Consider the following 4,209-nt stretch of genomic DNA (forward strand, 5'->3'; position numbering starts at 1 on the left):
GCGCCCCCCGGGGGGGCGGGGGCGCGAGTTTTGGACACCACGGGGGCTTCTCCGACCAGTCCGGCGAAATTTGTTGATGATTGGCGACAATTGTTGACCACGCGGCGGGGGTCAGCGGGCGGTGTGGAACCGGTTCTGCGCGGCGGTCAGGCCCTCGGCCGCGATCTGCTCCACGGCATCCGCCGCGTCTGCGACGAGGATCGGGAGGTTCGCGCGCTCGGTGCTGCTGAAGCCCTTGAGGACGTGGTCGGCCGCGGCCTGCGACCCGGGCGGGCGGCCGACGCCGACGCGCACGCGGGTGAAGTCACCGGTGCCGGTCGCGGCGATCACGTCGCGGACGCCGTTGTGCCCGCCGTGGCCGCCGCCGAACTTGAGCTTGATGGTGTCGAAGGGGATGTCCAGCTCGTCCTGCACCACGATCAGGTGCGACAGGTCGAGCGAGTAGAACCGCAGCAGCTGCGACACCGGGCCGCCGGACACGTTCATGTACGTGTTCGGCTTGGCCAGGACGAAGCGGGGGCCACCGGGGGCGAGCCGCCCCTCGGCGACCCTCGCGTTCGTCTTGTGGGTCTTGAAGGTGAGACCGCCGCGCGAGGCGAGCTCGTCCAGCACCATTTGGCCCACGTTGTGACGGGTGGCCGCGTAGCCGGGCCCGGGGTTGCCGAGCCCGACCACGAGCCAGAGGTCGTCCATGAGGAGGAGTTACTCCGCGGACTCGCCGGCGGCCTCCTCGGAGGCCCCCTCGGCGCCCTCGGCGGCCTCCTCCTCGTCCTCGGCGCGCGCGGCGGCCGGGACGACGATGTTCAGGATGAGGAGCTCCTCGTCCTCCGCGAGGACGGCGCCGGCGGGCAGCGCGAAGTCCTTGGCGTGGTACTGGGTGCCCTCCTCGGCGTCGGTGACGTCGATGACGATGCGCTCGGGGATGTGGGTGGCCTCGACCTCGAGCTTGATGGTCGGGACGTCGAGCACCGCGATGGTGCCGGAGAACGGCTCGCCCTCGACGTGCACGGGCACCTCGACCTGGACCTTCTCGCCGCGGCGGACCACGATGAGGTCGAGGTGCTCGATGATCTGCAGCACCGGGTCCTTCTGCACGTCCTTGACGAGCACGAGCTGGCTCTTGCCGGCGATGTCGAGGTCGAGGACCGCGTTCGCCTTGCGGAGCAGCAGGCCCACCTGGTGCGCAGGCACGGTGACGTGCTGGGGGTCGGTGCCGTGGCCGTAGATGACCGCGGGGATCTTGCCGGCGGCGCGGATCTTGCGCGCAGCGCCCTTGCCGAAGCTGTCGCGGGTCTCCGCGACGACCTTGTTGGACTCGTCAGCCATGGCTGCCTCCTTGCCGGCGTGACGCCGGCTGTCGGGCGAGCAGTTCGTGCTCGCAGTGTTGGATTTGTCGACTCGAGCGCATCGAGGTGCGCGAGGAAAGACTGCGTAGCCTGCTCCACCGCGTCGATCACGGATGCGCCGGAGCGCATCCCTCGCCGAAGTTCAGTTGGACAGTCTACCCGACGCGGGAGGCCTCGCCGTGCGCGATGCGCCTGGCCAGCTCCGCGGGCGGCAGGGCGACGTCCAGCCGCATCCCGGCCTCGTCGGGCCGCAGCGGTTCCAGGGTGGCCAGCTGCGAGTCCAGCAGGGACGCCGGCATGAAGTGGCCGGGACGGTCGGTCAACCGCTCCGCGAGCAGCTCGCGGGTGCCGTCCAGCTCGGCGAACACGGCGCCGGGCGCCTCCGCCCTGATCATGTCGCGGTAGGCGCGCTTCAGGGCGGAGCAGGCGATCACGATGCCCTCGGGACCCGCTGCGGCGAGCCGCCTGCCGACCTCCAGCAGCCACGGCCCGCGGTCCTCGTCCGTGAGCGGGATGCCCGCCGTCATCTTCGCCACGTTCGCCGGCGGGTGCAGGTCGTCGCCGTCGACGAACGGCGCCCCGAGCGCCTCGGCCGCGAGCCGGCCGACGGTGCTCTTGCCGGAGCCGGAGACGCCCATCACCACCACGAGCGGACCCGCCACCGATACCTCCATCGCCGTTCCCCTGGGATCGCCGATGCGGCGGCCCCGAAGCCAGTATGCCGCCTCGCTCAGGCCGGGACGCCCGTGGCGACGCTCACGTCGTCGAGCGACCCGTCCAGCACCTCGCTCAGCAGCACCGGCCGCCCCAGCGTCGCCGACAGGTACACCGAGCGCACGACGGCGAGCGCGAGGAACGCGTCCGCTACCGTCACCGCGGGCGCGCGCCGCTCGCGGATGGCCGCCTCGATGTCCTCGTACTGGCGCAGGTGCCCGGTGACGAACGCGTCCGGTCCCCGGTCCCCGCCGCGCAGCTCGGACGCGGGGACCAGCTCGGCGGCCCGGTTGCTCGGTGCGCCGACGGTCCCGAGGTACTCCAGCTGGTCGTCGTCGATGATCGCCGAGCCGCGGTCGCCGTGCACCTGGAGGCGCACGGACAGCCCGGGATACGCGGCGGTGGTCGCGTGCAGCACCGCCAGCGCGCCGTTCTCGAACCGCAGCGTCGCGACCGCGACATCCTCCACCTCGACCCGCTCGTGCGCGAGCAGGGCGGTGCGCGCATCCACTTCGACGGGACGGCCGAGGAACCAGAGCAGCAGGTCGACGGTGTGGACGCCCTGGTTCATGAGCGCTCCCCCGCCGTCCAGCTCCCAGGTGCCGCGCCAGCGCCCGTAGTCGTAGTAGTCCTGGCGGCGCCACCACGCTACGGACGCGACCGCGCTGGTCAGCCGGCCGAGCGCCCCGCCGTGCGCGGCCTCAGCGACGACGAGCGAGGCCGGGTCGAAGCGGTGCTGGCTGATGACCGAGACCAGCAGCCCGTCGCGTTCGGCGCGCCGGGACAGCTCCAGGAGCCGCCTGCCGCGCGTCATCGAGACGTCGAGCGGCTTCTCGATGACGACGTGCCGCCCGGCGGCCAGCGCCGTCTCGGCGAGCGGGACGTGCAGGCCGCTCGGCGTGCAGATGACGACGATGTCGATGTCGTCGCCGTCCAGGGCCTCCGCGAGCGTGGCGACGGTCGCGGGACGCCGCGCGCCGGTCGCCTCCGCGGCGATGCGGTCGGCGAGCGCCCCGGCGGCCGCCGGATCGGGGTCGACGAGCGCGGTGACCGCGAGCCCGGGATGCCGGAGCACGGCGCGGGCGTGGTTCAGCCCGATGATGCCGCAGCCGACGATGGCGACGTTCAGCGGTGCGGTGTTCATGCCAGGGTGACTCCGATCCGGTCGGTGAGGCGGCGGAGGGCGCGGGCCGCCACTCCGAAGGCGGCCGGCCCCGAGAACCCGCCGAGTGCGTCCACGTCGGTGAGGTGCGGTTCCAGGGAGGCGTAGCCGCGGTAGCCGTCGTCGCGGAGGGCGGTCAGCGTCTCCAGCAGCTGGCCGTCGCCCTCACCGGCCGGCGTCACCTCGCCGGTCGCGGAGAGCGCGTCCTTCACCTGGAGGTACTCGAGGTGCGGGCGCAGCATCCGGTAGCCGTCGTCGAACGGACGGGCGACGCCGACCTGGACGAAGTTGGCGCTGTCCCACGCCAGCCGGAGGGCCGGGGAGCCGACCGACTCGACGATGTCCAAGCAGCGCTCGGGAGTGTCCCCGTAGATCTCCTTCTCGTTCTCGTGCAGGAGCACGACCCCCGCCGCCTCCGCCGCCGAGGCGAGCGCGCGCATCCGGTGCAGCACCGCGTCGCGCACGTCGGCGGCGGGGACGCCGGGTGCGCGGTAGAAGGAGAAGACCCGGATGTACCTGGCACCCAGGCGGCCCGCCGCGGCGATCGCGCGCTCCAGCCGGCGAAGCTCGTGATCGGCGGGGAGGGAGACGTCCACCTTGCCGATCGGCGAGGCGATCGCGGAGACGCTCATCCCGCGTTCGGCGAGGATGGCCGCCAGCCGGTCGAGCCCGTCGTCGTCGAGGTCGACGATGTTCGTGCGCCAGGCGCTGCGGACCTCGATGCAGCCAGCGCCGAGCGCCTGCAGCACCGCGGCCTGGACGCCGGGGTCGGGATCGATCTCGTCGCCGAACCCCGACAGCGTCCACGTCGCATCGCTCACGCCCCACATCCTCCCCCGCTCGGCCGCCGAGCACATCCCCCGCCGCCGAACGCGAGACAGGCCGCCGAGCACAGGGAAAACGCTCCGAATCCGGGCGGATCGGAGCCTAACCTGTCCGTCCGGTTCGTTCGGCGCGGCGTGGTTGGGGAAGCCCGGCGGGCGCGGC

5 protein-coding genes are annotated in these 4,209 nt (G+C 72.8%); all 5 read right to left on the reverse strand.

All coding sequences use genetic code 11. From position 1 onward, the window contains the following. Positions 1–111 precede the first annotated feature (111 nt). The 5 genes from pth to ACTHMF_RS15415 all read right to left on the reverse strand — a co-directional run bounded on the left by pth (position 112) and on the right by ACTHMF_RS15415 (position 4,052). The gene (gene pth, locus ACTHMF_RS15395; RefSeq protein WP_440318788.1) at positions 112–693 is read right to left on the reverse strand and encodes an aminoacyl-tRNA hydrolase; all 582 of its coding nucleotides are present in this window, start codon (positions 691–693) and stop codon (positions 112–114) included. A 9-nt stretch (positions 694–702) separates the two neighbouring features. Then, a complete protein-coding gene (locus tag ACTHMF_RS15400; protein ID WP_314148062.1) occupies positions 703–1,326 on the reverse strand; it encodes a 50S ribosomal protein L25/general stress protein Ctc in 624 nt (207 codons plus the stop codon). 175 nt (positions 1,327–1,501) lie between these two features. Then, positions 1,502–2,020 carry a gluconokinase gene (locus ACTHMF_RS15405; protein WP_440318790.1) on the reverse strand — a complete coding sequence of 173 codons (519 nt, stop codon included), beginning with the start codon at positions 2,018–2,020 and terminating at the stop codon, positions 1,502–1,504. A gap of 56 nt (positions 2,021–2,076) precedes the next feature. Beyond that, complete coding sequence (locus ACTHMF_RS15410) at positions 2,077–3,204, reverse strand: Gfo/Idh/MocA family protein (RefSeq protein ID WP_440318792.1); 1,128 nt, start codon at positions 3,202–3,204, stop codon at positions 2,077–2,079. Continuing rightward, positions 3,201–4,052: a sugar phosphate isomerase/epimerase family protein gene (locus ACTHMF_RS15415; RefSeq protein WP_440318793.1), complete on the reverse strand. Its 852-nt coding sequence runs from the start codon at positions 4,050–4,052 to the stop codon at positions 3,201–3,203. Before ACTHMF_RS15415 ends, ACTHMF_RS15410 begins: the two co-directional genes overlap by 4 nt. Positions 4,053–4,209: the final 157 nt, after the last annotated feature.

Origin of the sequence: Leifsonia sp. (genome assembly GCF_051955155.1) — a bacterium.
In the GTDB taxonomy this organism is placed as follows: domain Bacteria; phylum Actinomycetota; class Actinomycetes; order Actinomycetales; family Microbacteriaceae; genus Leifsonia.

Bases quoted from the DNA above. Each gene is read 5' to 3' on its own strand.
- pth (WP_440318788.1), bottom strand. From the start codon at position 693: ATGGACGACCTCTGGCTCGTGGTCGGGCTCGGCAACCCCGGGCCCGGC.
- ACTHMF_RS15400 (WP_314148062.1), bottom strand. From the start codon at position 1,326: ATGGCTGACGAGTCCAACAAGGTCGTCGCGGAGACCCGCGACAGCTTC.
- ACTHMF_RS15405 (WP_440318790.1), bottom strand. From the start codon at position 2,020: ATGGAGGTATCGGTGGCGGGTCCGCTCGTGGTGGTGATGGGCGTCTCC.
- ACTHMF_RS15410 (WP_440318792.1), bottom strand. From the start codon at position 3,204: ATGAACACCGCACCGCTGAACGTCGCCATCGTCGGCTGCGGCATCATC.
- ACTHMF_RS15415 (WP_440318793.1), bottom strand. From the start codon at position 4,052: ATGTGGGGCGTGAGCGATGCGACGTGGACGCTGTCGGGGTTCGGCGAC.